General features: G+C 52.1%; 26 protein-coding genes. 11 read left to right on the top strand and 15 right to left on the bottom strand.

Annotated elements, in window-relative coordinates; all coding sequences use genetic code 11:
- Positions 1–208: 208 nt before the first annotated feature.
- The 6 genes from sapF to pspF form a co-directional block, all read right to left on the bottom strand.
- Positions 209–1,015 (bottom strand): peptide ABC transporter ATP-binding protein SapF, encoded by an 807-nt coding sequence (sapF, locus tag ACO7SM_RS10385; RefSeq protein WP_490470731.1) that lies wholly within the window; start codon positions 1,013–1,015, stop codon positions 209–211.
- A gap of 1 nt (position 1,016) precedes the next feature.
- Positions 1,017–2,009, bottom strand: a complete 993-nt coding sequence (gene sapD, locus ACO7SM_RS10390; protein ID WP_192612365.1) for a peptide ABC transporter ATP-binding protein SapD — start codon at positions 2,007–2,009, stop codon at positions 1,017–1,019.
- A complete protein-coding gene (gene sapC, locus ACO7SM_RS10395; RefSeq protein ID WP_490470732.1) occupies positions 2,009–2,899 on the bottom strand; it encodes a peptide ABC transporter permease SapC in 891 nt (296 codons plus the stop codon). The genes sapD and sapC overlap by 1 nt, the downstream gene beginning before the upstream one ends.
- Positions 2,886–3,851, bottom strand: coding sequence for a peptide ABC transporter permease SapB (gene sapB / locus ACO7SM_RS10400; protein WP_490470733.1), 966 nt, complete (start codon positions 3,849–3,851; stop codon positions 2,886–2,888). Before sapB ends, sapC begins: the two co-directional genes overlap by 14 nt.
- Positions 3,848–5,491, bottom strand: a complete 1,644-nt coding sequence (gene sapA, locus ACO7SM_RS10405) for an ABC transporter substrate-binding protein SapA (RefSeq protein WP_490470734.1) — start codon at positions 5,489–5,491, stop codon at positions 3,848–3,850. Before sapA ends, sapB begins: the two co-directional genes overlap by 4 nt.
- 112 nt (positions 5,492–5,603) lie before the next feature.
- Positions 5,604–6,578 carry a phage shock protein operon transcriptional activator gene (gene pspF / locus ACO7SM_RS10410; RefSeq protein ID WP_490470735.1) on the bottom strand — a complete coding sequence of 325 codons (975 nt, stop codon included), beginning with the start codon at positions 6,576–6,578 and terminating at the stop codon, positions 5,604–5,606.
- A gap of 169 nt (positions 6,579–6,747) precedes the next feature.
- On the opposite strand from pspF, the gene pspA reads away from it, so the two are divergent.
- The 7 genes from pspA to tyrR all read left to right on the top strand — a co-directional run bounded on the left by pspA (position 6,748) and on the right by tyrR (position 12,724).
- Positions 6,748–7,416, top strand: coding sequence for a phage shock protein PspA (gene pspA / locus ACO7SM_RS10415; protein ID WP_490470736.1), 669 nt, complete (start codon positions 6,748–6,750; stop codon positions 7,414–7,416).
- A gap of 54 nt (positions 7,417–7,470) precedes the next feature.
- Positions 7,471–7,695 (top strand): envelope stress response membrane protein PspB, encoded by a 225-nt coding sequence (pspB, locus tag ACO7SM_RS10420; protein ID WP_192612359.1) that lies wholly within the window; start codon positions 7,471–7,473, stop codon positions 7,693–7,695.
- Positions 7,695–8,054 carry an envelope stress response membrane protein PspC gene (gene pspC, locus ACO7SM_RS10425; RefSeq protein WP_490470737.1) on the top strand — a complete coding sequence of 120 codons (360 nt, stop codon included), beginning with the start codon at positions 7,695–7,697 and terminating at the stop codon, positions 8,052–8,054. The genes pspB and pspC overlap by 1 nt, the downstream gene beginning before the upstream one ends.
- A 17-nt stretch (positions 8,055–8,071) precedes the next feature.
- The gene (gene pspD, locus ACO7SM_RS10430; protein WP_490470738.1) at positions 8,072–8,290 is read left to right on the top strand and encodes a phage shock protein PspD; all 219 of its coding nucleotides are present in this window, start codon (positions 8,072–8,074) and stop codon (positions 8,288–8,290) included.
- 289 nt (positions 8,291–8,579) lie between these two features.
- Entirely contained in the window at positions 8,580–9,977 is a 1,398-nt protein-coding gene (locus ACO7SM_RS10435) for a YcjX family GTP-binding protein (RefSeq protein WP_490470739.1), read from the top strand.
- Entirely contained in the window at positions 9,974–11,035 is a 1,062-nt protein-coding gene (locus ACO7SM_RS10440) for a TIGR01620 family protein (protein WP_490470740.1), read from the top strand. Before ACO7SM_RS10435 ends, ACO7SM_RS10440 begins: the two co-directional genes overlap by 4 nt.
- 147 nt (positions 11,036–11,182) lie before the next feature.
- Positions 11,183–12,724, top strand: coding sequence for a transcriptional regulator TyrR (gene tyrR, locus ACO7SM_RS10445; protein ID WP_490470741.1), 1,542 nt, complete (start codon positions 11,183–11,185; stop codon positions 12,722–12,724).
- A 53-nt stretch (positions 12,725–12,777) separates the two neighbouring features.
- On the opposite strand, the gene tpx is transcribed toward tyrR, so the two are convergent.
- Positions 12,778–13,284, bottom strand: coding sequence for a thiol peroxidase (gene tpx / locus ACO7SM_RS10450; RefSeq protein ID WP_203361070.1), 507 nt, complete (start codon positions 13,282–13,284; stop codon positions 12,778–12,780).
- A gap of 115 nt (positions 13,285–13,399) precedes the next feature.
- Here tpx and ycjG point away from each other — a divergent pair, with 115 nt between their 5' ends.
- A complete protein-coding gene (gene ycjG / locus ACO7SM_RS10455; protein ID WP_490470742.1) occupies positions 13,400–14,365 on the top strand; it encodes an L-Ala-D/L-Glu epimerase in 966 nt (321 codons plus the stop codon).
- On the opposite strand, the gene mpaA is transcribed toward ycjG, so the two are convergent.
- A complete protein-coding gene (gene mpaA / locus ACO7SM_RS10460; protein ID WP_490470743.1) occupies positions 14,340–15,068 on the bottom strand; it encodes a murein tripeptide amidase MpaA in 729 nt (242 codons plus the stop codon). The genes ycjG and mpaA overlap by 26 nt on opposite strands.
- Positions 15,069–15,261: 193 nt before the next feature.
- On the opposite strand from mpaA, the gene ACO7SM_RS10465 reads away from it, so the two are divergent.
- Positions 15,262–16,875, top strand: coding sequence for a peptide ABC transporter substrate-binding protein (locus tag ACO7SM_RS10465; protein WP_490470744.1), 1,614 nt, complete (start codon positions 15,262–15,264; stop codon positions 16,873–16,875).
- A 69-nt stretch (positions 16,876–16,944) separates the two neighbouring features.
- Here ACO7SM_RS10465 and ACO7SM_RS10470 read toward each other — a convergent pair whose 3' ends face one another.
- The gene (locus ACO7SM_RS10470; protein WP_490470745.1) at positions 16,945–17,511 is read right to left on the bottom strand and encodes a DJ-1/PfpI family protein; all 567 of its coding nucleotides are present in this window, start codon (positions 17,509–17,511) and stop codon (positions 16,945–16,947) included.
- Between the two features lie 77 nt (positions 17,512–17,588).
- Positions 17,589–18,608 (bottom strand): mechanosensitive ion channel family protein, encoded by a 1,020-nt coding sequence (locus ACO7SM_RS10475; protein WP_490470746.1) that lies wholly within the window; start codon positions 18,606–18,608, stop codon positions 17,589–17,591.
- Between the two features lie 247 nt (positions 18,609–18,855).
- Here ACO7SM_RS10475 and ACO7SM_RS10480 point away from each other — a divergent pair, with 247 nt between their 5' ends.
- Positions 18,856–19,116 carry a DUF2534 family protein gene (locus ACO7SM_RS10480; RefSeq protein WP_192612335.1) on the top strand — a complete coding sequence of 87 codons (261 nt, stop codon included), beginning with the start codon at positions 18,856–18,858 and terminating at the stop codon, positions 19,114–19,116.
- 87 nt (positions 19,117–19,203) lie between these two features.
- Here the strand turns inward: ACO7SM_RS10480 and uspE are convergent, their stop codons facing one another.
- The 3 genes from uspE to ogt all read right to left on the bottom strand — a co-directional run bounded on the left by uspE (position 19,204) and on the right by ogt (position 21,999).
- Positions 19,204–20,154, bottom strand: coding sequence for a universal stress protein UspE (gene uspE / locus ACO7SM_RS10485; RefSeq protein WP_490470747.1), 951 nt, complete (start codon positions 20,152–20,154; stop codon positions 19,204–19,206).
- Positions 20,155–20,536: 382 nt separating this feature from the next.
- On the bottom strand, positions 20,537–21,289 hold the full coding sequence (gene fnr / locus ACO7SM_RS10490) for a fumarate/nitrate reduction transcriptional regulator Fnr (protein ID WP_015964308.1): 753 nt from the start codon (positions 21,287–21,289) through the stop codon (positions 20,537–20,539).
- Between the two features lie 194 nt (positions 21,290–21,483).
- Complete coding sequence (gene ogt, locus ACO7SM_RS10495; RefSeq protein ID WP_490470748.1) at positions 21,484–21,999, bottom strand: methylated-DNA--[protein]-cysteine S-methyltransferase; 516 nt, start codon at positions 21,997–21,999, stop codon at positions 21,484–21,486.
- 225 nt (positions 22,000–22,224) lie between these two features.
- On the opposite strand from ogt, the gene smrA reads away from it, so the two are divergent.
- Entirely contained in the window at positions 22,225–22,788 is a 564-nt protein-coding gene (smrA, locus tag ACO7SM_RS10500; protein ID WP_490470749.1) for a DNA endonuclease SmrA, read from the top strand.
- A gap of 101 nt (positions 22,789–22,889) precedes the next feature.
- Here smrA and ACO7SM_RS10505 read toward each other — a convergent pair whose 3' ends face one another.
- Both ACO7SM_RS10505 and ACO7SM_RS10510 read right to left on the bottom strand, forming a co-directional pair.
- A complete protein-coding gene (locus tag ACO7SM_RS10505; RefSeq protein ID WP_490470750.1) occupies positions 22,890–24,122 on the bottom strand; it encodes a GGDEF domain-containing protein in 1,233 nt (410 codons plus the stop codon).
- A gap of 67 nt (positions 24,123–24,189) precedes the next feature.
- Positions 24,190–26,304 carry a putative bifunctional diguanylate cyclase/phosphodiesterase gene (locus tag ACO7SM_RS10510; RefSeq protein ID WP_490470751.1) on the bottom strand — a complete coding sequence of 705 codons (2,115 nt, stop codon included), beginning with the start codon at positions 26,302–26,304 and terminating at the stop codon, positions 24,190–24,192.
- Between the last annotated feature and the right edge of the window lie 207 nt (positions 26,305–26,511).

The raw sequence follows: 26,511 nt of genomic DNA on the forward strand, positions 1-26,511 counted from the left end.
TATAGCCAGAAACTGAATGGTGCATGCTTAACGAAGAGATAAGTAATGTCTGGTTAAGGTCGTCTACACCTCCGCATGATCGCTCAATATTAGCATAGGTATTTTGTCTAACCTACTGTTTTGGATGGGTAAAAAATAGACATCCAGAAAGGATTTCCCCTTAAAGCAACAGGAAACACAGGAGCCCTATGCCAGAAGGGGATGTCAGTTACCGATCCTTTCGCCACGCATCTGCCGTTAACGCTTCACCAAAATGCCCGGCAATCAGCCGTTTGGTTAGCTCATGCAACGGAGAGGCGAGTACGTCGGAGGTGCTGCCGCGCTCGACGACTTCGCCCTGGTGCATAACTAAAACCTGATCGCTGATATGTTTCATCATCCCGATATGCTGGGTAACGTAAATATAAGCGATACCCTGTTTCTCTTGTAATTCCAGCATCAGATTAATGAGCTGCGAGCGCATCGACATATCGAGCGATGCCAGCGCTTCATCGGCGATAATCACTTTCGGGCGCAAAATCAGCGCACGGGCCAGTCCCAGACGCTGTTTTTGCCCTGGTGCCAGCATATGCGGGTAATAACTGACGTGATCGGGAAGCAAACCGACCATCCGCATGGTTTCCACAATCTGCTTCTGGCGCTGCTCGGGTTCGAGATCCGTGTTCAGACGCAGCGGAAAATCGAGGATCTGCGAGATTCGCTGGCGTGGATTGAGCGAGGTCGACGGGTCCTGAAAAATCATCCGAATACACTGGCTACGAAACGAATAATCGCCGTAGTGCAGGGGATGATCGTCAATCAATAGTTCACCGCTGGTGGGTTCAATCATGCCCGCCAGCATTTTCGCCAGCGTCGATTTACCGGAACCATTCTCGCCAATAATGGCAAGAGTTTGTTTTTCACGCAGGGTAAAGCTCAGCGGTTTTACCGCTTCAACGGTCTGACGGCGAAACCAACCTGTGCGATAGCGAAAGGTTTTGCTCAGATTGCGGACTTCAAGCAGCGTATCCACCATGTCACTCTTTCTCCATATTCAGCGGGAAATGACAGGCGTAGAGATGATTTTTTACCCCGGTCAGACGCGGGGTTTCAATACATTCTCGTTGAGCATACGGGCAGCGAGGCCCCAGACGACAACCTATCGGTAATTGTTCAAGTAATGGGATTGCCCCTGGCATCGTATTCAGGCGGCTTTTATGCGGCATAGCGCTGCCAAAGTCGGGGATAGCGCGGATCAACGCCTGGGTATACGGATGGTGTGGGATCGTCACTAAATCCTTGCTGGGCGCGGTTTCCACCGTTTGCCCGCAGTACATCACGTTGATTTTGTCTGCCCACTGACTCAGCATCTGCAGGTCGTGGCTGATCAGCAAAATCGTGGTGTTGCTGTTCTGATTCAAACGGGTCAGCAGGCGAAAAATTTGCGCCTGCGTGGTGGGTTCCATCGCGTTCGTCGGTTCGTCGGCAATCAACAAACGCGGCTGGTTAGCCAGCGCGATGGCGATCATCACTTTCTGGCACTCGCCGTCGGTCAGCTCATAGGGAAAACTGCGCATCGCATCTTTGTGATCTTTAATGCCGACACGGTGTAACAGTTCAATGGCGCGGCGTTTGCGCCAGCCAATACGTTGCCACCAGCGTCCTTTGTAGGTCCAGGCAGGAATATTTTGCATCAACTGGCGACCCACGCGCTCGGACGGATCAAGACAGGATTGTGGCTCCTGAAAGATCATCGAGACGTTGTGGCCGACCAGCTTACGGCGCTCACGCGAAGAGAGACGCAGCAGGTCGATATCATCAAAGCGCATACGGTCGGCGGTGACGCGCCAGTTATCTTTTGCGACACCGCAAATCGCTTTGGCGATCAAACTTTTTCCAGACCCTGATTCACCGACCAGACCACGGATTTCGCCTTCGTTTAAGGTCATGCTGATCCTGTCGACGGCTTTTACCCATCCTTCGTCGGTTCTGAATTCAATGGTGAGGTTACGAATATCCAGTAATGGCATTATTCCACCCCCGCAATAATTGCCCGGCGAAGACCATCGCCAAGCAGGTTAACCAGCAGCACGCTGATCATAATGGCACCGCCGGGCAGCATGACGGTCCACGGCGCAACATAAATCAGCTCCAGCGCGTCTCCGAGCATGGCTCCCCATTCGGGAGAGGGCAGTTGTGCGCCAAGATCCAGAAAACCCAACGCCGCAATGTCGAGGATCGCCATCGAAAGCGCGCGGGTAATTTCGGTGATTAAACCGGCCGTGATGTTGGGCAGAATGGCAAACCAGAGAATATTCAGCGTGGTGGCGCCATCCAGACGGGCGGCAATCACGTATTCTTTTTCCAGCTCATCATGCACCATGCTGTAGACAGAACGCACCATACGCGGCAGTAATGCCAGCCAGACTGCAAACATCGCATGACTCAGATGCGGCCCGGCAAACGCCACCACGATAATCGCCAGCAGCAGCGACGGAATAGAGAGCAGCGTATCCAGAATGTGATTGAGTACGGCGGAACGTAAGCCGTGGGTCGCCCCGGCAACCACCCCAAGCACCAGACCGCAAAGCGTGGCGGCGAGCGTCACCACGAATGCGCCGCCGACGGTGGGCGCAGCGCCACTCAGCAATCGGCTTAAGACATCGCGTCCCAGATCGTCGGTGCCGAGAAAGAACGACACTTCACCGTAGCGAGACCAGGAAGGCGGCAACAGTTGATAGCCGAGGAACTGCTGATCAATACCGTAGGGGGCAAACCAACTGCCAAAAATGCACAACAACACCAGTCCCGCGCAGCCATACAGGCCGATCATCGCGGTGGTATCGCCATAAAATTTCCGCCAGGCCGTGCGTAGCGTACCCGGTGGGCGTTTTTCGCTGTATACGCTATCGTAGGGCATACCATTCCTTATGTTTCAGAGGGTTAGCCATGGCACCCAAAATATCAGATATCACATTGACGATGATGACCAACGAACCCACCACCATCACGCCGGCGGAAATGGCGGCGTAGTCTTGTTGGCGAATGGCGTTGATCAACCAGCGGCCCAGTCCTGGCCAACTAAAGACCATCTCGGTGATCATTGCCAGCGTTAGCATGGTCGAAAATTGCAAGCCAAGACGCGGGATCACCGGCGGTAGCGCGTTGTGCAGTACGTGACGGCGCAGAATCGTCAGTCGTGATAAGCCTCTGGTGGCCGCCGCTTTTACGTAGTTCTGGTCGAACACTTCAATCGTGCTGATCCGCATTAAACGAATCACCTCGGTGGTCGGGGCGACCGACAGCGTCAGAACCGGTAATACCATGTGGCGCAATGCGCTCATCACCATTTCGTCACGCCAGGGCGAGTCAGAAATCCACGCATCGATAATGGCGAATCCGGTGACGGGTTTGACTTCATAAAGCAGATCAAAACGACCAGACACCGGCAGCCAGCCGAGCGTCAGCGAAAAGAACAACGTCAGCAACAACGCCAGCCAAAACACGGGAATAGAAAATCCCAGCAGGGCGAGGGCGCTGATAAAGCGATCGGGCCATTTATTGCGGGTTACGCCAGCCACCATCCCAATCGGGATGCCGACCATCAGGGCAAAGCCGAACGCGAGAATACACAGCTCCATGGTGGCGGGAAACACCTCTTTAAGCTGCTCAGAGATTAACTGACCATTAATGCTGGAGACGCCGAAATCCCAGTGGATCAGGCCATTGAACCAGAATACCCACGCATTCCACAACGAGGCACCCTGAAGCGGCGCGTGCGGCGTAAAGTAACTCAGACTGAAGCCGATAAACGTCAGGAAAAAGAGCGTGACCAGCAACAGCAAAAAACGACGCAGGGTGAAGATAATCATGGTTTTTTCACCTCTTTGGCTTTTTCCCGCGAGACACCGGCAAAGGAGGCGTTACCAAACGGACTGAGCACTAACCCTTTGATGTCATAGCGATAAGCCTGCAGACGCAACGATGAAGCCAGCGGCAGGATCGGCAACTCTGTCGCCAGGATATTTTGCGCTTCATCATACGCGTCTATACGCGAGGCAAGTTGCTGAGAAGAAAGCGCTTTACGCAGAACGCTGTCAAACTCGGGATGACACCAGTGGGCGAAGTTCGTTTGCGAGTTGATGGCGGCGCAACTCAGCAGCGGACGGAAAAAGCTGTCTGGATCGTTACTGTCCGTTGCCCAGCCGGACAACGTCAAATCATGGTTCATGTCCATCAACCGCGCCTCCTGGAAACGTCCCTCTACCGGAACAATCACCACTTTTACCCCCACCTGAGCCATGTCTGCCTGGATCAGTTCAGCCGTTTTCAGCGGGCTTGGGTTCCATGCCTGAGAACTGGTTGGCACCCACAACTTCAGCGTTAAATTCTCCAGCCCCAGCGCTTTTAACTGCTCGCGGGATTTGGCCGGATTGTACTCTGTAATTTTAGCCTCGTTGTCATAGGCCCACGAGGCGCGCGGTAAAATAGAGGCGGCGGTTTCCGCTGTACCGTAGTAGATGGACTGCATCAGACGCTGGTTATTGATGGCCAGCGCCAGCGCATGTCGCACAGCGGGGTTATTCAGCGGGTATTTATTGGTATTAAACGCCAGATAAGCAATGTTCATTCCCGGGCGTAGCGTGAGTCGCAGGCGAGGGTCGTCGCGTAAAATGGTTAACTGGCTGGCGGCAGGCCAGGCCAACACGTCACACTCACCGGTCAGCAATTTAGATAAACGCCCCGTACCGCCAGACCCTAAATCGACAACAACCTGAGGCATCAGCGGCGTACCCCGCCAAAAATCGCCATGTCGTTGTAGACGAATGTATTGCCCGGAACGGTATTCAGAAAGCTGGAACGGCCCGGTTCCGACAGGCTGACGATCCAGTAATTCCTGGCGATCCTGTTTGGCGAGGTTTGCCGCATATTCTGCTGACATCACCGAGGCGTAATGCGTCGCCAGATGCCATAAGAATGAGGCATCGGGCTGCGTCAGACGAAACTCGACGGTGTAATTATCCAGTTTTCGCACGCTTTGGACGTTATCGGCAAACTGCAGGCTGTCGAAGTAGGGGAAATTACCGCCATTGACGTTATGCCACGGATGATGACGGTCAAAAATACGTTCGAAGGTGAACACCACGTCATCCGCATTCAGTTTGCGGGTGGGGGTAAACCAGGCCGTTTTTTGAAACGGCACGTCGCGGCGCAGGTTAAAACGGTAGGTTGCTCCGTTGTCGAGCACCTCCCAGCTTGCCGCCAGCTCAGGCACCAGGCGATAGGTATAAGGGTCTACATCCAGCAGTCGGTCATACAACTGAGCGGCAAGCGTGTCGACGATCAGACCGCTACTTGCCTTTTGCGGATTAAATGTGTTGACCTGCCCACTGACACAGTAGACAAAGCCGCTCTCGCGAATATCAGCACGCGGGGGCTGTTCAGGCGCGGCAGCAGCCTGACCACTGAGAAGTCCAGCCATCACAATCAGAGATGATAAAACCAGGCGCATAATTTTTAAGGTTTTTAGATTCAATCTATAAAGTGTATCGCACTACGACCCACCAGGTAAAAATGTCTGCGGGTAACTGGTGCAAATGTCATCAATTCTGGTGAAGGAATCACTAAATCTGATGTTTTTTAAGCAATGCACGCAGTTGATGGTAGGTCAGACCCAATAATTCCGCGGCGCGTTTCTGATTAAATTTTGCCTGCTGCAGGCTGCGTTGCAGTAAATCTCTCTCCTGCTGTTGCTGAAATTCACGTAAATCCACCGGCAGTGCCGGGGAAGATGCGGGCGTTTCGCTGTTTTCAACGGCAACGGCGTGTTGCTTAAACGGATTAAGAATGATCTCGTCGAGGGGGTAATCGCTGGTGCCGTGCCGGTAGACCGAACGTTCCACCACATTTTTCAGCTCACGAATGTTGCCGGGCCAGCGATAGTGCAGTAGCGTCTCTTTCGCGCGATCGCTAAATCCGGGAAAAAGCGGCAAACGGATTTCACGGCACATCTGAATCGCAAAATGTTCCGCCATTAACATGATATCGGCCTGACGTTCGCGAAGCGGCGGGAGCTGCACCACATCAAAAGCCAGCCTGTCCAGCAGGTCTGCGCGAAACGTCCCGTCATCCACCATTTGCGGCAGATCGGCGTTTGTGGCGCAGACCAGACGCACATTAACCTGCAACGGCTGACTGCCGCCGACGCGCTCCAGCTCACCGTATTCGATGACCCGCAGCAGTTTTTCCTGCACCAGCATAGGCGCCGTCGCCAGCTCATCAAGAAACAGCGTGCCACCATCGGCGCGCTCAAAACGGCCGGGATGGCGCTTTTGCGCACCGGTAAATGCACCAGCTTCATGACCAAATAACTCGGTGTCGAGCAGATTTTCATTGAGCGCGGCGCAGTTCAGCGAAATAAACGGCCCCTGCCAGCGGGAGGAGAGATAGTGCAGACGGTTGGCGATCAACTCTTTCCCCGTTCCGCGTTCACCAATAATCAGTACCGGTTTATCCAGCGGCGCCAGATGCGAAACCTGCTCCAGCACTTCAAGAAAACTGTTGGCTTCACCGAGAAGGTTATCTTTGTATTCTGCCATGATGAAATTCACCACTTGTTAGTGTTATTCACCACTTTAACCCGAATTACCGCCGAGGTAAAATGATACAACTCATTATCAATCAATAATTTAAAAAGTTGGCACGTGAATTGTATTAGAGCTACAGCAGGGCATAGCCCGACATCAGAAAAATTGTGAGGATTGAATTATGGGTATTTTTTCTCGTTTTGCCGACATCGTGAACGCCAACATTAACGCACTGTTGGAAAAGGCTGAAGATCCGCAGAAACTGGTGCGACTGATGATTCAGGAAATGGAAGACACCCTGGTTGAAGTCCGTTCCAACTCTGCGCGAGCGCTGGCGGAAAAGAAACAGTTGTCCCGTCGCATTGAGCAGGCGCTCAGCCAGCAGGCAGAGTGGCAGGAGAAAGCGGAACTGGCGCTGCGTAAAGAGAAAGACGATCTGGCGCGCGCCGCGTTAATTGAAAAGCAGAAACTGACCGATCTTATCACCACTCTGGAACATGAAGTGACGCTGGTCGATGACACGCTGACGCGCATGAAGAAAGAGATTGGCGAACTGGAGAACAAGCTCAGTGAAACCCGTGCTCGTCAGCAGGCGCTGATGTTACGTCACCAGGCCGCAAGTTCTTCTCGCGATGTGCGCCGTCAACTGGACAGCGGCAAGCTGGACGAAGCCATGGCTCGCTTTGAATCATTTGAACGCCGTATTGATCAGATGGAAGCGGAAGCGGAAAGCCATAACTTTGGCAAACAGAGATCGCTGGATCAACAGTTTGCCGACCTGAAAGCCGATGATGAAATCGGCGAGCAACTGGCGCAGTTGAAAGCCAAAATGAAGCAAGACAATCAATAATAATTGCAGGCGGCGTCTGAATACGCCGCCGCTCATCACCGGTAAGGAGTACTCATGAGCGCGCTATTTCTGGCCATTCCGTTAACCATCTTTGTGCTGTTTGTCTTGCCGATTTGGTTATGGCTGCATTACAGCAACCGCGCCAGTCGTGGGGAACTGTCGCAAAGCGAGCAACAGCGTCTGGCGCAATTAACCGACGACGCGCAACGGATGCGCGAACGCATTCAGACCCTGGAAGATATTCTTGATGCTGAACATCCGAACTGGAGGGATCGCTAATGGGAGGGATTGATTTGAATAAAAAACTCTGGCGCATTCCGCAGCAGGGCATGGTGCGTGGCGTCTGCGCCGGGATCGCCAACTATCTTGATGTGCCGGTGAAACTGGTGCGCATCCTGGTGGTACTGTCGACTTTCTGCGGGCTGGCGTTCTTTACGCTGGTCGCTTATATCATTTTGACGTTTGTGCTTGATCCCCTGCCGGACAACATGACCACGGGTGAGCAATCCCCCTCAAGCGGTGAATTGCTGGATGCCGTCGACAGGGAACTGGCTGCGGGCGAAAAACGTCTTCGTGAGATGGAACGTTATGTTACGTCCGACACGTTCACGCTGCGTAGCCGTTTCCGTCAGTTGTAATGAAGAGAGTTCTAAAGATGAATAGTCGCTGGCAACGCGCCGGGCAAAAGGTGAAGCCGGGCGTTAAACTCGCAGGGAAACTGGTTTTGCTGACCGCGTTACGCTATGGCCCTGCCGGTGTGGCAGGGTGGGCCATCAAATCTGTCGCTCGCCGCCCGCTGAAAATGTTGCTGGCGTTGGCGCTGGAACCCCTATTAAGACGTGCGGCGGCAAAAATATCCCGCCGCTATGGATGATAAGAGCGTGCCCGCTTTCTCTGGTTAAGATCCGGCGTAGAATACCTCTTTTCAATTCCCCCCAATAAAGACAATAACAGGTTGAGAAAAGGGGTTTTTGCGTTGGTGGATAGGATCGTGGTACGTATTCCTGAAGGGGATCAGCAGGAACCCTTACTGGGTGCCATCAACGATCCATTGAAAAATGATAAAGGCATACAGCCACTGAATTGATAATTAAGAATCTGTCCCTATCTTTATTTTCTGCTGGTTATAATTTTTTCGGGTCTTCAGGCACAACGGGATGGCGATGAAGCGATTTAAAAACGAATTCAATGCGCTGGTCAATCGTGGGGTCGACAGACATCTGCGCCTGGCGGTGACCGGACTGAGCCGCAGTGGTAAAACGGCGTTTATCACGGCAATGGTGAATCAACTGCTGAATGTGCATACCGGCGCTCGTCTGCCGCTGCTCAGCGCCGTACGGGAAGAACGCCTGCTCGGCGTAAAACGAGTGCCGCAGCGTGATTTTGGCATTCCGCGTTTTACCTATGATGAGGGGCTGGCCCAGCTTTATGCTCAGCCGCCTGGCTGGCCGACGCCGACGCGCGGTGTGAGTGAAATCCGTCTCGCGTTGCGTTACAAATCTAACGATTCCCTTCTGCGCCATTTCAAAGATACGTCCACCTTGTATCTGGAGATTGTGGACTATCCTGGCGAATGGCTGCTCGATTTACCGATGCTGGCACAGGATTACCTGAGCTGGTCACGGCAAATGACAGGGCTGCTGCAAGGCAAACGGGGTGAGTGGTCAGCTAAATGGCGTCAGTTATGCGAGGGGCTGGATCCGCTGGCGCCCGCCGATGAAAACCGTCTGGCTGAGATTGCGGCCGCGTGGACTGACTATCTGCATCAATGCAAACACGAAGGTTTGCATTTCATCCAGCCGGGACGCTTTGTGTTGCCGGGGGATATGGCGGGGGCACCGGCGCTGCAATTTTTCCCGTGGCCGGATGTCGATGCGTATGGCGAATCGAAACTGGCACAGGCAGACAAGCACACCAATGCCGGAATGCTGCGCGAGCGCTTTAATTACTACTGCGAAAAAGTGGTGAAGGGGTTCTATAAAAACCACTTCCTGCGCTTTGACCGTCAGATAGTGTTGGTGGACTGTTTGCAGCCGCTTAATAGCGGGCCGCAGGCGTTTAATGATATGCGTCTGGCTTTAACGCAACTGATGCAGAGCTTTCATTACGGTCAACGTACGTTGTTCCGGCGGCTATTTTCTCCCGTTATCGACAAACTGCTGTTTGCCGCCACCAAAGCGGATCACGTGACCGTCGATCAGCACGCCAATATGGTTTCTTTGCTCCAGCAACTGATCCAGGATGCCTGGCAAAATGCCGCCTTTGAGGGGATCAGTATGGATTGCCTGGGACTGGCGTCCGTACAGGCGACGACCAGTGGGCTAATTGATGTGAAGGGTGAAAAAATCCCTGCGTTGCGTGGGGATCGTCTCAGTGACGGTAAACCTCTGACCGTCTATCCCGGCGAGGTGCCCGCGCGTTTGCCCGGACAGGCGTTTTGGGACAGCCAGGGGTTTCAGTTTGAAGCGTTTCGCCCCCAGGTGATGGATGTCGACAAACCGTTGCCGCATATTCGTCTGGATGCCGCGCTGGAGTTTTTGATAGGAGATAAATTGCGATGACCGAACCGTTGAAACCGCGTATCGATTTCGCCGGGCCGCTGGAAGCAGAACAACAACCGATCTTTAAGTCGCAACAGTCCTTCAGCGAAACAGAGGCGCAGACCTTCGCGCCGGCAAAGACAGAAGAACTGCTGGAAGACGAAGGACAGGCAGAAGCGGTCATTGATGCGGCATTACGTCCAAAACGCAGCCTGTGGCGCAAAATGGTGATGGGCGGCCTGGCGCTGTTTGGCGCAAGCGTCGTCGGGCAGGGCGTTCAGTGGACGATGAATGCCTGGCAAACTCAGGACTGGGTCGCGCTTGGCGGCTGTGCGGCAGGCATCTTGATTGTTGGTGCGGGCGTTGGGTCGGTGGCGACCGAGTGGCGTCGGCTGTGGCGGTTACGCCAGCGTGCGCATGAACGCGATGAAGCGCGCGAGCTGTTACACAGTGTCGGTACCGGTAAAGGGCGCGCTTTCTGTGAGAAGCTGGCGCAGCAGGCGGGGATTGATCAGTCGCATCCGGCGTTGCAACGCTGGTATGCATCAATTCATGAAACGCAAAATGATCGGGAAGTGGTCAGCCTGTATGCGCATCTGGTGCAACCGGTGCTGGACGCACAGGCCCGGCGAGAAATCAGCCGCTCGGCGGCGGAATCGACCCTGATGATTGCCGTCAGCCCGTTAGCGCTGGTGGATATGGCCTTCATTGCCTGGCGTAATTTACGCTTGATTAATCGCATCGCCACGTTGTACGGCATTGAACTGGGCTATTACAGCCGCCTGCGATTATTCCGTCTGGTGCTACTGAACATTGCGTTTGCGGGCGCCAGTGAACTGGTGCGTGAAGTGGGGATGGACTGGATGTCGCAGGATCTGGCGGCACGTCTGTCCACCCGCGCCGCGCAGGGGATAGGTGCAGGGCTGTTGACGGCCCGTCTGGGGATCAAAGCCATGGAGCTTTGCCGTCCATTACCGTGGATGGATGATGACAAACCGCGTCTGGGGGATTTCCGGCGTCAGTTGGTGGGTCAGCTCAAAGAGACGCTGCAGAAAAACAAATCTTCCAACGAAAATTAAACCTGAACAGGGGGCTGACCGTACAGCTTTACGCGTCAGCGCCCATTTTTCCACCATGCTGTCAATATTTGTTGACAGACTCCTTCCTGCTAACCCAATAGTGGCTTATCATCTGTCTAATAGTTCATTGATTAGGTGAAGGTTCCCATGCGTCTGGAAGTCTTTTGTGAAGATCGTCTTGGTCTGACCCGTGAATTGCTGGATTTACTGGTACTTCGCAGCATTGATTTACGCGGTATTGAGATTGACCCCATCGGGCGGATTTACCTTAATTTTGCTGAACTGGAGTTCACCAACTTCAGCAGCCTGATGGCGGAGATTCGCCGCATCGCGGGCGTCACTGATGTGCGCACCGTGCCGTGGATGCCCTCCGAGCGCGAGCATCTGGCGCTTAGCGCTTTGCTTGAGGCGCTCCCGGAGCCGGTCTTGTCACTGGACATGAAAAGCAAAGTGGAGATGGCGAACCCCGCGAGCTGTCAGCTTTTCGCACAAAACCCGGAGCGCATGCGCAACCACACGGCGGCGCAATTGATCAATGGTTTTAACTTCCAGCGCTGGCTGGAGGGAAATCCGCAGGGCTCCCACAACGAACATGTGGTGATTAACGGTCAGAACTTCCTGATGGAAATTACGCCGGTTCATCTACAGGGTGAGAACGACGAACACATGCTGACAGGGGCGGTGGTGATGCTGCGTTCTACCCTGCGGATGGGGCGTCAGTTGCAGAATCTTAACACCCAGGATTTAAGCGCCTTTAGTCAGGTGATTGCCGTTAGCGCGAAAATGAAACATGTGGTTGAGCAGGCGCGTAAGCTGGCAATGTTAAGCGCGCCGCTGCTGATAACCGGTGACACCGGGACAGGGAAGGATCTCTTTGCTCACGCCTGTCATCTGGCGAGCCCACGCGCAGCAAAACCGTACCTGGCGTTGAACTGCGCGTCCATCCCGGAAGATGCGGTGGAAAGTGAGCTCTTTGGCCACGCACCGGAAGGCAAAAAAGGATTCTTCGAACAGGCGAACGGCGGCTCGGTATTGCTGGATGAAATCGGCGAGATGTCGCCGCGTATGCAGACCAAACTGTTGCGCTTTCTTAATGACGGCACGTTTCGCCGGGTGGGTGAAGATCAAGAGGTTCATGTCGATGTCCGGGTGATTTGCGCCACCCAGAAGAATCTGGTGGAACTGGTGCAAAAAGGACTGTTCCGTGAAGATCTCTATTACCGCCTGAATGTTCTGACGCTCAACCTGCCGCCGCTGCGCGATTGCCCGCAGGACATTATGCCGCTCACCGAACTGTTCGTGGCGCGTTTTGCCGATGAGCAGGGTGTGCCAAGACCAAAACTGGCGGCCGATCTTGGAACGGTACTCACCCGTTACGGTTGGCCCGGTAACGTGCGTCAGCTCAAAAACGCCATTTACCGTGCGTTGACTCAACTGGAAGGTTACGAGTTGCGGCCACAGGATATTTTATTGCCGGATTACGATGCCGCGACCGTTGCTGTCGGAGAAGATGCGATGGAAGGGTCACTGGATGATATTACCAGTCGTTTTGAGCGTTCGGTATTGACGCAGCTTTATCGCAATTACCCCAGCACGCGTAAGCTCGCGAAACGGCTAGGGGTGTCACATACCGCGATTGCCAATAAATTGCGTGAGTATGGCTTGAGCCAGAAGAAGAGTGACGAGTAATTGCAAAAATGAAAATGCCTCCAAATTCGGAGGCATTTTTTTATCCGCGAGGATTACGCTTTCAGGACGTCCAGCGCCGCGGTGTAGTCAGGTTCGTTGGTGATTTCATTCACCAACTGGCTGAAAATGACGTTGTCGTTTTCATCGACAACGACGACGGCGCGCGCGGCCAGGCCCTTCAGAGGGCCTTCGGTGATTTCCACACCGTAGTTTTTCAGGAAATCACTGTTACGCAGCGTGGAGAGGGTGATAACGTTGCTCAGGCCTTCCGCACCGCAGAAACGGGACTGGGCAAACGGCAGGTCGGCAGAAATGCACAGTACGACGGTGTTGTCGATTTCTGTCGCCAGTTGGTTAAACTTACGTACCGATGCCGCACATACGCCGGTATCAATACTCGGGAAAATATTCAGCACTTTACGTTTGCCAGCAAACTGAGTCAGTGCGACGTCAGACAGGTCTTTTGCCACGAGGGTAAAAGCCTGCGCTTTGCTACCAGCCTGAGGAATGGAGTTGGCGACTGCAACGGGGTTGCCCTGGAAATGAACGGTTTGTGACATGGTTATCTTCCTGTTTACATATAGTTAACGTCGCGGTTAGTTTATGCCATCAGTAGTTAACACAGCAAACGCTATTTGTGGTGAATCGCACACCGTCGCAGCATAAGGAGCACGAATGAGATCGGTGAAGGTGTATGAGGAAGCCTGGCCACTGCACACCCCCTTTGTTATTGCGCGAGGAAGTCGGAGTGAAGCGCATGTGGTGGTCGTGGAGCTGGAAGAAAACGGTGTGAAGGGGACAGGCGAGTGTACGCCTTACCCACGATATGGCGAAAGCGATGCCTCGGTGCTTGCGCAGATAATGAGCATAGCCCCGCAACTGGAAAAAGGGTTAACCCGCGAAACCTTACAACAGCTACTACCTGCTGGCGCGGCGCGTAATGCGGTCGATTGCGCATTGTGGGATTTAAGCGCCCGTCAGCAGCAGCAATCGCTGGCGGAACTCGTCGGTATCACACTGGATTCCTCGGTGATTACAGCGCAAACCGTGGTGATTGGAACGCCAGAGCAAATGGCGGCCAGCGCTGCGGCCCTGTGGGAAAACGGGGCGACACTTTTGAAGGTGAAGCTCGACGATCGACTGATCAGTGAGCGTATGGTGGCGATTCGTTCGGCGGTTCCTGAGGCGACGCTGATTGTCGATGCCAATGAGTCCTGGCATCCGGGCGGTCTGGCCGCCCGCTGCCAGCTACTGGCCGATTTGGGGGTGGCGATGCTGGAGCAGCCGCTACCGGCGCAGGATGATGCCGCGCTGGAGAATTTCGTTCACCCGCTGCCCATTTGCGCTGATGAGAGTTGCCATACCCGTAGCAGCCTGAAATCGCTGCAAGGACGCTATGAGATGGTTAACATTAAACTGGACAAAACCGGAGGGCTGACGGAAGCATTAGCATTAGCAACCGAAGCCAAAGCGCAAGGTTTCGCTTTAATGCTGGGCTGCATGTTATGCACGTCGCGTGCGATCAGCGCCGCGCTACCGCTGACGACGCAGGTGAGTTTCGCCGATCTTGATGGCCCGACCTGGCTGGCGGTGGATGTCGAGCCCGCGCTGCATTTTACGACCGGTAAACTCCATCTTTAGGATGCCAGCGAAGCAAATTCGACATTGCCAGCAGATACGTCTCGCTGGCTTCGTCGGACGAAATAGGCGGAAACTCGGCGGTGATGCAATGCAGATTGAGATCGGCGCACCAACTGCCAAAGGATCCTGGCGTCTCGTAACCTACGCTGGTCACCAGTGGCAGTTCGAACATCTGCGCCAGCCATGCGCCTAGTTCACTGTTTTTGGGATCTTCAATGCAGGCCAGCGGATCGTGGAATGACACAACCCAGGCAGGGTGAATGCGGTGTATGAGCTGGCACAATGCCTGGGTTTCCGGCTCAGACCCCGAATGTTCTCCGGTAAGCAACACAACATCGCGCTCTTCTGCGGCGCTATTCCAGCGATAAACCGTTTCTCCTGCTCTCCAGTTTGCCGCCGGAAAGTTGCGATTCAAATCGACGCCGTTGGCATTGGCGCGCAGCCCAAGCTGGCAACCATCCGGATTAACGGCCAACACCACATGATGACGACGTAAAGACGGATTGAGGGTGCGCAGCGCGCAGGAGAGCGTGACCATCGATGAATTTTCATCACCGTGAGTGCCCGCCAAAATCAGACCGCTTTCACGATCGGCTGCGGGAGCCGGAAACCAGATCAACGGCGCTCCTAAGAGTGAACGTCCATAGTGTTCCGTGCCTGGCGGAAATGCGCCGCGTTCGGCGCGAGGGCGAGTAACGGTCATAAGCGTCTCTGAATGCTGGAGTTATTATTCGCAGTGTTGTGCAAAATTAGCGGATAATCAAATCGTTTTCATAGACTTCGTGTTCTCGTTGTAATATCAATTTTGTGTGGGAAGTTATTTGCTTTTCCCATAGTTAAAACAAATAATTACGCGGTCATTTTATTCAGGATTAACTTATCGATTGGGGTACCTTATGAAGCTCTCTGTTTCAGTAACCTGTTGTGCGCTGTTGGTTAGCAGCATTTTTCAGACACATGCTGCGGATGTTCCCAACGGAACGGTACTGGCAGAAAAACAAGAGCTGGTACGCCATATCAAAGATGAGCCTGCGTCGCTTGATCCGGCGAAAGCCGTTGGATTACCCGAAATTCAGGTGATCCGTGACCTGTTTGAAGGTCTGGTCAATCAAAACGACAAAGGTGAAATTATTCCGGGTGTCGCCACCCAGTGGAAGAGCAATGACAACCGTGTCTGGACGTTTACCCTGCGCGACAACGCCAAATGGGCCGACGGTAGCCCGGTCACGGCGCAGGATTTTGTCTATAGCTGGCAGCGTCTGGTGGATCCCAAAACACTGTCACCGTTCGCCTGGTTTGCCGCACTGGCAGGGATCAATAATGCGCAGGCCATTATTGATGGCAAAGCCGCGCCCGATAAACTGGGCGTCATTGCCGTTGATTCGCGAACGTTAAAAGTCCAGTTGGATAAACCGTTACCCTGGTTTGCGAATCTGACTGCCAACTTTGCCTTTTATCCGGTGCAGAAAGCCAACGTAGAAAGTGGAAAGGACTGGACTAAGCCAGGTCATTTAATTGGCAATGGCGCTTACGTTCTGAAAGATCGCGTGGTCAATGAAAAGCTGGTCGTCGAGCCGAATACGCATTACTGGGATAATGCGAAAACCGTCATCCAAAAAGTGACGTTCCTGCCCATTAACCAGGAATCATCCGCGACCAAACGCTATCTGGCGGGTGATATTGATATCACAGAGTCCTTCCCGAAAAATCTGTATCAGAAATTGCTGAAGGATATTCCTGGTCAGGTTTATACCCCACCGCAGTTGGGCACGTATTATTATGCCTTTAACACGCAAAAAGGGCCTACCGCAGACTCGCGTGTGCGTCTGGCATTAAGCATGACCATCGACCGGCGTATTATGGCTGAAAAAGTGTTGGGCACCGGGGAAAAACCGGCCTGGCATTTTACTCCGGATGTGACGGCAGAATTTACACCTGAACCTTCACCGTTTGAGCAAATGAGTCAGGAAGAACTGAATGCACAGGCTAAAACGTTATTGCGTGCGGCAGGGTATGGGCCGAATCGTCCGTTAAATCTGACACTGCTGTATAATACGTCAGAAAATCATCAGAAAATTGCTATTGCCGTGGCATCGATGTGGAAGAAAAACCTCGGTGTGGATGTGAAATTGCAAAACCAGGAATGGAAAACTTATATTGATAGCCGCAATACCGGTAATTTTGATGTGATTCGTGCCTCCTGGGTTGGGGATTACAACGAACCGTCTACTTTCCTCTCGCTGCTGACCTCAACGCATTCCGGTAATATTTCTCGTTTCAACAACCCGGCTTACGATAAAGTGCTGACGCAGGCAACCCTGGAAAATACCGCGCAGGCACGTAATGCGGATTACAATGCCGCAGAAAAAATCCTGATGGAGCAGGCGCCGATTGCGCCAATTTATCAGTACACCAATGGCCGTTTAATTAAACCCTGGCTTAAAGGTTATCCCATTACCAACCCGGAAGACGTCGCCTACAGCCGGACAATGTATATTGTGAAACACTGATATACCGTCAACAATAAAAAAAACGCTGGCGCTATCATCGCGCCAGCGTTTTTTTATCCGTTCAACAATTTACTGCTGCAATAGTTTGGCAAATTTCGCCAACCATTGCGGATGTGCAGGCCAGGCGGGGGCGGTAACCAGATTGCCGTCAACGTGTGCCTGGTCAATGCCGATGTCAGCATACTGCCCGCCGCTGAGCCGGACTTCCGGCGCACAGGCCGGGTAGGCGCTACAGGTGCGTCCTTTCAGTATTCCAGCCGCCGCCAGCAGTTGAGCGCCGTGGCAAACAGCGGCGATAGGTTTACCCGCCGCGTCAAACGCCTGCACCAGTTTGATGGCTTTATCATTTAAGCGCAGATATTCCGGCGCCCGTCCACCGGGAATTAACAGCGCGTCATAATTCTTTTCTTCCGCCGCCGCAAAGTCGGCGTTGAGCGTAAAACGGTGACCGGGTTTCTCACTGTAAGTTTGGGCGCCATCAAAATCATGAATCGCCGTCATGATAAAATCGCCTTTGGTTTTGTCAGGGCAGACCGCATCAACCTGATGACCAATCATCTGCAATGCCTGAAACGGCACCATGGTTTCGTAATCTTCAGCGTAATCACCCACCAGCATTAGAATTTTCTTGCCCATCCTCACCACTCCTGTATGAATAAAGATGTCTAAGATATAGCCTGGAGGACGCGGGAATGCGAACTGCTGATAAGCGCTCACTGGGGACGGGTATCATCGATATACAGCGTCTGGCTGGGAAACGCGAAATCAGCGCCGTGACGCTGCACAATATCAATAATGTTCAGATAAACATCTTGCTGGACCGCGAGCCATTCCTTCCATACCGTGGTTTTGCTAAAACAATAGACCAGAATATTCAGTGATGAATCGCCGAACTCGTTGAGATATACCAGCAGCGTCTGCTTTTGGTCAATATCAGGATGATGCTGAAGCATACTGGTGACCGCCTGGACAATCTCGCGGACTTTCCCGGCATCCTCATAACGTAACCCGATCACCGTTTTGATGCGTCTGTTAGTCATTCTGCCCGGGTTTTCTACGCTAATAGACGAGAATATCGAGTTTGGTACGTACAGTGGACGATGGTCGAAGGTATTAATTTTGGTGATTCGCCAGCCAATTTCCGCCACCGTGCCTTCGATATTTCTGTCGGGAGAACGTATCCAGTCGCCGATGCTAAAAGGCCTGTCAAAATAAAGCATGATGCCTGAAAAGAAATTACTCAGAATATCTTTACCCGCCATTCCGACCGCGATACCGCCGATTCCGCCAAAGGTGAGCAGACCGGATAAACTCATGCCAAAGTGCTCGCCGTACAGTAAAACGATCGAAATAATAATCGTGATCTTAATTATCCTCGACACGATTCGGGCGCTGGTGACATCCCGGCCTTTATCGATCTGCGCTTTCTCAAATTGGTTGATCACTAAAAACAGTTTGGTCGTCAGGATAAGCGCAATCAGCGAGGTGCAGATAAAGTCGATAACGCTGGCTGAAATGAACGTTAGCCTGTAGCTCTCGATAGCGTTATTGATGATGCAACCCACCGTACCGATGATAATCGCGTAAATAAAGAATTGGGCCGCGTGAAAAATAAAGCCTTTCTGCCATTTTAATTTATGGCAAAGCCAAAATCGCATCGTTACCAGTGCGGCGCTACAGCAGAAAATCACCGCCAGATTGAATGAATTTTTTAAAATGAGATCCGCAATCATAGGTATCGTTGTTATTCCTGGAGGAGTATTTATGCATTACGGCTAACCTGAAGGGATGACATTTTATCCAGCACAGACGCATAGCGGATAATGGAATGGGCGAAAAAAATAGCGCATTTAGCGCTAATGGCAGAAGAGTGCCGATAATGTGAACGTAATGTCACGGTTTCTCGGGCAGACAATCGCGTATTGTCATGGTATTGTTACGCGCAAGTAACAGAGCTTTCATCTGCAAAAGGACGATACTATGATCATGACAACGCTGAAGACAGCAAAGGGGAAGAAGTTTCTGTTGTGCCTGCTGGGGGTTTTTATTATCGCGGCGTCAGTGGTGACGCGTGCGACCATCGGAGGGGTGATTGAGCAATACGATATCCCGCTGTCTGACTGGACGACGTCAATGTATGCCATTCAATCTTCGATGATTTTCGTCTACAGCCTGGTCTTTACGATCTTACTGGCGATTCCGTTGGGGATCTATTTTCTGGGCGGTGAGGATAAACACTGAGCAGAAAAAAGCCCGACGCATCGGCCGGGCCTTGATGGTTGGCCGGATAGGGTGTTTACACCGCCATCCGGCATTTTCATTAGCGGATTAATCGTCGTCTTCGTCGTCCAGTTCAACTGGCGTCTGATACTGATCGGGTTTGATGACCAGCAGGTCACAACGCAGATGGTCGATGACCTGTTCCGCCGTATTACCGAGGAACGCTGCGGAGATCCCGGTACGCCCGACCGTTCCTAACACCACAATTCCCGCTTGCAGATGTTCTGCTAAATCAGGGATCACTTCTTCCGGCAGGCCTTTTTCAACGTGCGTGACGTCCTCATTAATACTGAATTTCTGGCGCAGCGCCTTCATTGCCAGCAGATGCTGTCCGCGGATCGCATCGTTATAAACGCTTGGATCGAATTCAGGCAATTCAATGGCAATATTGATAGGTGTAACAGGATAAGCGCCAACCAAATGCACTTCGGTATGGTTGACCTGCGCTGCGAGTTGTATCGTCTCTTTGACCAGTTTTTCGTTCAGCGCATTATGGTACGGTTCTTCACTGGCCAGATTTACTGCAACCAGCGCCTTGCCACCTTCAGGCCAGGGCTGATCTTTAACCATCCAGACCGGGCTTGGACATTTCCGTAACAGATGCCAGTCAGTAGGGGTAAAGATGACGGCTTCCAGTCGGTCGTGCTGGTGCGCCATTTTCAGAACCAGGTCGTGCTTGCTGCTGATGACTTCCTGGATGATTGCCTCGAAGGGACGGTTGTGCCAGACCACTTTAATATCAACAGGAATGCCTGCATCAATATAGTATTTTGCTTGTTCACGTATCCATGCTGTTCTCTGGCTGATAACGCCCTGACGCATCGCCGTGCGCTCATCAGGCGACAGCAGGGTAGTCATCTCATAGGAAAAGTCATAGATCGGCAGAAAGGCTTTGATTGTGCCACCAATCCGTTGATGCAAATAAACAGCTCGCCGTAATGCTGGTTGATCGTCCTGGTTCGGATCGATGACCACCAGCATGTTTTGATACATAGCCATACAGGGTCTCCTTACAACTGTCACCGCAGTTTGTATTTAAAAGAGTAACCCATATATGCTAATTGAAACAGGGAAGAACCTTCTGCCAGATCAATAAATTGAGGAAATTTATGGTTTTCGACGCTATACCGTTTAAATTGAACAACTTTCTTCAGGGTCTGTGTCGCTCTGAGGGCAATACCCCCGGTAAACGGTTATTCAGCGCTTCTGGTTTTAATTTTTTATGGTTTGAGACTGCGAAAATGTCCACATATGGAAACCTCCAGATGTCAGACTGAAAATAGAGAAGAAAGGGGGATAACTTGAAGGGAGAAGATCCTTCTACCAAATCGATAAAATCTACCGATTTGACAGAAGGATAGCTGACACGTTCGCGAAATGATTAGGCAACGTTACGCGTATGACCTGCCAGGACTGCCAGCGCATCACTATTTTCGATCGTAATGTACTTACCTTTGACCGCCAGCATACCGCTTTTCTGGAAACGTCCCAGCAGACGGCTAATGGTTTCAACCGTTAATCCAAGGTAATTACCGATATCGCCACGCGTCATGGTCAGGCGGAATTCACGCGGTGAGAAACCACGTTGTGCAAACCGGCGTGACAGATTGTAGATAAAGGCAGCCAGACGTTCTTCCGCATTTTTCTTCGACAATAGCAGGATCATGTCCTGATCGCCTTTGATCTCGCCACTCATCAGACGCATCATCTGTTGACGCAGATTCGGCATTTTGCCTGACAGGTCATCCAGCGTCTCGAACGGGATTTCGCATACCATTGAGGTTTCCAGCGCCTGAGCAAAACTCGGGTGATGACCGGTACCAATGGCGTCAAAACCGACCAGATCCCCTGCAAGATGAAAACCGGTGATCTGCTCATCGCCTTGCTCGGTGATGGTGTAGCTCTTAATCGTGCCGGAGCGGATAGCATAGAGTGACTTCAGCTCATCACCTGCTTTGAACAGCGTCTGGCCTTTTTGAATAGGCTTTTTACGCTCGATGATATTATCAAGCTGGTCAAGCTCATGCTCGTTAAGTGTGAACGGGATGCAAAGCTGGCTGATGCTGCAATCCTGGCAATGGATAGCACAACCGCCAGACTGAATGCGCCGTATAATTCGCTTTTCCGGGATCATAGGTCTGCTCAAGCCGTAATTGATATTTGTCAATTTTAACATCTTTTTGGTGAGCACGTAAGTCTGAGCTACCCCCAATAGGGGATAATTCAGACATAAGTGTAGTGAATATTTATATCTCTTTGAAAATACTTAAGTTATCTGCGGTTACTTTACAGTAAAGTGTGAAGTGGATGGCACGAAATGCCTGGATTTTAAAGTAGCAGGTAACCTTCATGGCGGAGTAGCCACTCTTTTCGTTGCACGCCGCCGGCATACCCGGTCATCGTGCCATTACGTCCAATGACGCGGTGGCAGGGCACAACAATACTGACGGGATTCGCACCATTGGCGGCACCGACAGCGCGTGCGGCGCCAGGACGACCTAACTGTTCGGCTAGCTGACCGTAATGCATGACATGCCCGCACGGAATGGATCGTAGCGCTCGCCACACCTCACGTTGAAAATCGGTGCCTCCGGTGGCGGTTTCCAGCGTATCGATAATGCTGAGATTGCCCTCAAAATAGTCGGCGAGTTTATCGCTCAGGCCGCCGGGATTTTTGGCAACAACACGCTCGTAGCCTTCTCTGCGATAGTGAATATCCAGCAATTGTTCCATACGGTCGCTGTGTTGCTCCCACTCGATAGCGCGCAGGCGAAATTGTTCATCGCAAATCACCCACAACGGCCCCAGCGGGGTCGCAATATTGTCCTGAAGTAATTTCAGCATCCGTTTCCCTTATTAAGAACGGAGATATCTCCGACACGGTCGGCAAAACGACAAGATATCATGCGACGATGATCGCCATCTATACCCTTAAAAGAGAAGGTGGAGTGACTCCGGTGACGCACACAGCGATGCATCCAGACCTGTTATTGGAAACAACTGTAAAGCGTTGTCGGCATAATATCGTGCGGTTATGATAGTGCAGAGGCTAAAGCTGGAGGACGAATCATGAACCTTGACGACACATCGCTATTTCTTGACGCCATGGAGGATGTCCAGCCGCTAAAGCGTTGTACGGATATACACTGGCAGCCCACGCGTAATCAGCGCGCCCCGCAGCGTCTGGATATGCTCCAGCTTGATAATTTTCTCACCACCGGTTTTTTGGATGTTTTTCCGCTCAGTCAGCCACTGGAATTTCGCCGGGAAGGTTTACAGCAAGGGGTAACCGACAAACTGCGTTTAGGTAAATACAGCCAGCAGGCGAGCCTGAATTTGTTGCGCCAACCGGTTGAAGAGTGCCGCAAGATGCTATTTAGCTTCATTTTACAGGCACTGCAGGACGGCTTACGTAATGTGCTGATAATCCACGGTAAAGGACGGGAAGACGGTTCACATGCCAATATCGTTCGCAGTTATGTCGCGCGATGGCTGACAGAATTCGACGATGTGCAGGCCTATTGTTCGGCGTTACCGCATCATGGCGGCAGCGGTGCATGTTATGTTGCGCTGCGCAAAACCGCGCAGGCGAAACAAGAAAACTGGGAACGTCACGCCAAACGCAGTCGCTAGCAATATCACGGAAAAATGCGCCTGCGCCGCCAGCGGCAGGCCGCAATGTCAGGGCAGTAAAACCAGCGTCTTGCGTGACGTATCAACAACATCATACGACGTCAGGCGGCGAGCACCCTGTTACGGCCGTCATTTTTGGCTTTGTATAACGCATCGTCCACGCGTTTAAACAACTCGTCGATACTTTCATTCTGTTCATGTCGCGCCACACCGATACTGACCGTAAAACGCGGTAAGCCTGCGATACTGATTTTGGCGACACTGGCGCGCAGGGTTTCGGCGATGGTCATTGCCGTATCCAGTGGCGTGCGCGGCAACAGCAACACAAACTCTTCGCCTCCCCAGCGAAAAACCAGATCGCCTTTACGGGCGTGGGCTTCCAGCGTGCGTGAAAGGGCACACAGCACCTCATCGCCTTTCAGATGACCATACAGATCGTTGATGCTCTTAAAGCGATCGGTGTCGATCAGCAGCAAACTGTAATCCTGCGTTAGCGCTAAATGGGGCGTCTGGCTCTGCTCGGTCAACTGGTAAAACTGCCTTCGGTTCAATAAACCGGTGAGCTCGTCATGCATTGCCGCGCGTTCCAGCTCCTGCTCAAGCCGTTTTTGTTCGGTGATGTCGTGGATGATACACAGCATCAACCGTTCGCCGTAGATTTCGATTGGGCCTGCATACGTTTGTACGTGACGGGTGGAGCCGTCAGCCAGCTTGTGCACGAAATTGAGCGGCTTATGTCCTCCGGGCAGGCGTGCGATTTCATGCATAACAGGTAATACATGACGACCTAACTCATTAATTTCCCATGTATGCTTTTGGCATATCACCTCGTGGCTGTAGCCGTAGAAGTTCATCGCAGCCAGGTTAGCATCCACAATCAGCCCCTCACGGGAAGGATCTATCAGCAGCATGGGCGCGGTGTTTGTCTGGAAAAATCGGGCATAGAAGCCCTGTTTCTTGCGCTGATAGTTTGCAGAACGGCTAGCCTTCAGCCCCTGAACTGCCTGCACTTCGAAACCCTCAAAGAGAATCACATCGTCCTCAGTTGCGAGCGTTTTGATGGAAAGTCGGCAGGTCAACGCATTTTCCTGACCATGACAATTCACTGTCAGGATTTCGACAATATCTCGTTGATTTCGTAGGTCAGTGATATACATGGACAATTCATTTTGTGCATGTGCCGAAAATAACCCTTTTCGCAGTTGGCTGAAGGTGTTTTCCTGCATCAATTCCCGCGCTGCGGTATTGGCAAATACCAGCGCTTCTTTATGTGCTGAAACAACCCAAACAGGAATGGTTAATAAATCAAGGGCATTGAGTTCGTGTGCAATCATCGATAATCCTGTTATCTTCACATGCTGTGCAGCCAATTATTGGCAGATCATTTTTATCATCAATCTCTTACAGCGAAATAGTTTGCTGCGGAGTTAATGGGGACACAGCGTTCAACTGCTTTACGATACGGTCTCTTTGGATCAATTCTGGGATTCTATTCGCTGGAATCGGTTTTGCAAACAAAAAACCTTGCAGAATGCCACAGCCCATGCGGGTTAACAGCATTTCTTGCTCAGGGGTCTCAATACCTTCAGCGACCACGCGCATATTCATGGAATGTGCAATGTCGATAATAGTAGACACTATTTTCATATTCTTGCTGTTTTCATCAAGATCTTTAATAAATACCCTGTCAATTTTTAACTCACGCGCCGGAAGTGATTTCAACATCAACATATTTGAATAACCGGTTCCGAAATCATCAATAGAAACGATGATCCCTGCTTCAGAAAACGTATTCAATATTTCTACGCTGCGCGATAAATTTTTAAAGGCAACACTTTCAGTGATTTCCAGCGTTAATTGCGTCGGCGAGAGGTTATAACGCGCCAGCGACTCAGAGACGATATCGACGATATCATGTTGCTCAAATTGCGTAGGGGAAAGATTGATGGCCAGTGACCATTCAGGATGCCCTTGCTGTTTCCATTGGTGAAGCTGGAAACAGGCTTGCTGAATAACCCAGTTTCCTACCGGGATGATAAGCCCTGTATCTTCCAGCGCTTGCAGGAATACACCTGGCAACAGCAGCCCTTGTTCAGGATGCCGCCAGCGAATCAGGGCCTCAAAACCGGTGAGAGCATGGTCTCCGGCCGTGTATTTAGGCTGAAACCACAACTCGAATTGATGTTGCTCGAGCGCCTGAGAGAGGTCTTGCAGGATCCCTACTGCGGAGGTCACAATGGCCTCCATTTCAGGCGTATAAATCGCCCAGCCATTTCTGCCTTTCTGCTTAACATGATACATCGCCACATCGGCTTTCACTTTGAGGTCGTGCAGCGTGGAACCATGTTCAGGGTAAAAACTGCTTCCGGCGCTCAGCGAGACACGAATCATGTGCCCGGAGAGTGAAAAGGGGGTATTGATTTCCCCGGCAATCCGCGTCAGTAAGGAGGACAACGAAGCTTTCGTACTCCCCGGCACCAGCAGAATAAACTCGTCCCCGCCCAGTCGTGCAAGCGTCATCGTGTCGTCGAGGCATTTGTGGATCCGCTGGGCGCTGGCAATCAGTAGCTGATCGCCAATGTGATGACCCCACGTATCATTCACCATCTTGAAGCGGTCTAAATCGATAAACACCAGGGCAAAATGTTGCTGGTGCAGGGCGCAATGCTGCAGACAATCTTGCAGGCACATATCGATTTGGGTGCGGTTGGCAAGACCGGTGAGGGCATCAAACTGGGTTTGATATTCCAGACGGGAATTTAACTGATGTAAGTTGTCTGCCAGTCGCGAGGTACGCAACTGAGAATCGACCATCGAAATAATCAGCATAATGCCCAGGATCATCAGCGTAATGGCGGAAACCCAGACCGACAACTCGACCGTATTGATGCCCGTGTGCTGGGTATGCGCATAATGCGTAAATGTGGCCGCCCCCATGCCCGTGTAATGCATCGCACAAATCGCCAGCGCCATCATCAACGCGGCGAGAAGACGATTAATGAATACCCTGCGGGAATGTTGTCGGAGATGAAATGCCAGCCACAATCCGGCGCCTGAGGCGACCACGGCGATGACGACGGAGAGCAAAATGAGGCTCGCATCCCAGACAATAGCGGAATGTTCCAGAATGGCGGCCATCCCGACATAATGCATACTCACCACGCCAGAACTCAAAATTCCTGTCGCCAGCACGAGCCTTTTCCTGGAAAGCGTATCACCGGAAATGGCGATAGTAATAGCCAGCGTGGCGGCCACCAGGGCGATCAGCAAAGAGAACGCGGTAAGGAGAAAATGATAATTCATCGGCATACTCATTTTCATCGCCAGCATCCCGATGAAATGCATTGACCAGATGCCCATGCCGAGTGTCGCGCCACCTGAAAAACGCCAGAAAGCCGAACCACGACGACTGGAGATCGCCACTTTACCGGCACTGTCGAGGGCAACGAAAGAAGCGATAAAAGCGACTAAAAACGAAATGCCAATCAGAACGGGGTCCCAGGCAACGTCTAACATCAAGCTCTCCATTGAGAGAATATCGTGCAGATAAATCTAGCAGTAATTTGTGTCACCGACCTGGCAAAACACGTCACCTATAACATTTTTTTTACATAGAACAACCGCATCGCACTCACTAAACCGGTAGAAAACAGGGCTCCAGAGGGGATGCGTTAGCGAAGGGCGCTCTGCGGGCGAGTTGATCGATCTTTCTGAATCATTTCA

The sequence above is a fragment of the Citrobacter sp. LJND-P06 genome, from assembly GCF_058188415.1.

What these genes read in the sequence shown, in the direction of transcription:
- sapF (WP_490470731.1), bottom strand. Translation starts at nt 1,015, where the DNA reads ATGGTGGATACGCTGCTTGAAGTCCGCAATCTGAGCAAAACCTTTCGC.
- sapD (WP_192612365.1), bottom strand. Translation starts at nt 2,009, where the DNA reads ATGCCATTACTGGATATTCGTAACCTCACCATTGAATTCAGAACCGAC.
- sapC (WP_490470732.1), bottom strand. Translation starts at nt 2,899, where the DNA reads ATGCCCTACGATAGCGTATACAGCGAAAAACGCCCACCGGGTACGCTA.
- sapB (WP_490470733.1), bottom strand. Translation starts at nt 3,851, where the DNA reads ATGATTATCTTCACCCTGCGTCGTTTTTTGCTGTTGCTGGTCACGCTC.
- sapA (WP_490470734.1), bottom strand. Translation starts at nt 5,491, where the DNA reads ATGCGCCTGGTTTTATCATCTCTGATTGTGATGGCTGGACTTCTCAGT.
- pspF (WP_490470735.1), bottom strand. Translation starts at nt 6,578, where the DNA reads ATGGCAGAATACAAAGATAACCTTCTCGGTGAAGCCAACAGTTTTCTT.
- pspA (WP_490470736.1), top strand. Translation starts at nt 6,748, where the DNA reads ATGGGTATTTTTTCTCGTTTTGCCGACATCGTGAACGCCAACATTAAC.
- pspB (WP_192612359.1), top strand. Translation starts at nt 7,471, where the DNA reads ATGAGCGCGCTATTTCTGGCCATTCCGTTAACCATCTTTGTGCTGTTT.
- pspC (WP_490470737.1), top strand. Translation starts at nt 7,695, where the DNA reads ATGGGAGGGATTGATTTGAATAAAAAACTCTGGCGCATTCCGCAGCAG.
- pspD (WP_490470738.1), top strand. Translation starts at nt 8,072, where the DNA reads ATGAATAGTCGCTGGCAACGCGCCGGGCAAAAGGTGAAGCCGGGCGTT.
- ACO7SM_RS10435 (WP_490470739.1), top strand. Translation starts at nt 8,580, where the DNA reads ATGAAGCGATTTAAAAACGAATTCAATGCGCTGGTCAATCGTGGGGTC.
- ACO7SM_RS10440 (WP_490470740.1), top strand. Translation starts at nt 9,974, where the DNA reads ATGACCGAACCGTTGAAACCGCGTATCGATTTCGCCGGGCCGCTGGAA.
- tyrR (WP_490470741.1), top strand. Translation starts at nt 11,183, where the DNA reads ATGCGTCTGGAAGTCTTTTGTGAAGATCGTCTTGGTCTGACCCGTGAA.
- tpx (WP_203361070.1), bottom strand. Translation starts at nt 13,284, where the DNA reads ATGTCACAAACCGTTCATTTCCAGGGCAACCCCGTTGCAGTCGCCAAC.
- ycjG (WP_490470742.1), top strand. Translation starts at nt 13,400, where the DNA reads ATGAGATCGGTGAAGGTGTATGAGGAAGCCTGGCCACTGCACACCCCC.
- mpaA (WP_490470743.1), bottom strand. Translation starts at nt 15,068, where the DNA reads ATGACCGTTACTCGCCCTCGCGCCGAACGCGGCGCATTTCCGCCAGGC.
- ACO7SM_RS10465 (WP_490470744.1), top strand. Translation starts at nt 15,262, where the DNA reads ATGAAGCTCTCTGTTTCAGTAACCTGTTGTGCGCTGTTGGTTAGCAGC.
- ACO7SM_RS10470 (WP_490470745.1), bottom strand. Translation starts at nt 17,511, where the DNA reads ATGGGCAAGAAAATTCTAATGCTGGTGGGTGATTACGCTGAAGATTAC.
- ACO7SM_RS10475 (WP_490470746.1), bottom strand. Translation starts at nt 18,608, where the DNA reads ATGATTGCGGATCTCATTTTAAAAAATTCATTCAATCTGGCGGTGATT.
- ACO7SM_RS10480 (WP_192612335.1), top strand. Translation starts at nt 18,856, where the DNA reads ATGATCATGACAACGCTGAAGACAGCAAAGGGGAAGAAGTTTCTGTTG.
- uspE (WP_490470747.1), bottom strand. Translation starts at nt 20,154, where the DNA reads ATGGCTATGTATCAAAACATGCTGGTGGTCATCGATCCGAACCAGGAC.
- fnr (WP_015964308.1), bottom strand. Translation starts at nt 21,289, where the DNA reads ATGATCCCGGAAAAGCGAATTATACGGCGCATTCAGTCTGGCGGTTGT.
- ogt (WP_490470748.1), bottom strand. Translation starts at nt 21,999, where the DNA reads ATGCTGAAATTACTTCAGGACAATATTGCGACCCCGCTGGGGCCGTTG.
- smrA (WP_490470749.1), top strand. Translation starts at nt 22,225, where the DNA reads ATGAACCTTGACGACACATCGCTATTTCTTGACGCCATGGAGGATGTC.
- ACO7SM_RS10505 (WP_490470750.1), bottom strand. Translation starts at nt 24,122, where the DNA reads ATGATTGCACACGAACTCAATGCCCTTGATTTATTAACCATTCCTGTT.
- ACO7SM_RS10510 (WP_490470751.1), bottom strand. Translation starts at nt 26,304, where the DNA reads ATGTTAGACGTTGCCTGGGACCCCGTTCTGATTGGCATTTCGTTTTTA.